At 37.9% G+C, this 248-nt stretch carries 1 protein-coding gene; it reads right to left on the bottom strand.

From position 1 onward, the window contains the following. On the bottom strand, positions 1-248 hold a 248-nt coding region (locus KVT11_RS20330), incomplete at both ends, for a SpoIID/LytB domain-containing protein (protein ID WP_217609195.1).

The following is a 248-nucleotide window of genomic DNA, read 5'->3' as shown; positions in this document are numbered from 1 at the left end:
AGCTTGTGCTTTTAATGCCTCAACATGCCAGCTTTCAGGCATTTCGTTTGGCACAACACCTTTTAGATAGTCTTCAAACGGAATATTTTCATAAGTCGGCCTGATATATCCTGATTCAATAGCAAAGTTGACGTTACCTAAGAAAGGCTTCCCTGCGATTTGAAGGACATTTTTGGTTGAATATTTGTCAGGAACAACTCTTACTGTGTTATCTGTCTTAATGGCCTTTAATGAAATTTTTCCGTTAG

The organism is Bacillus sp. GbtcB10, from assembly GCF_019091365.1.
GTDB lineage: Bacteria > Bacillota > Bacilli > Bacillales > Bacillaceae > Bacillus > Bacillus altitudinis.
This window is presented reverse-complemented; position numbering and strand designations above follow the sequence as displayed.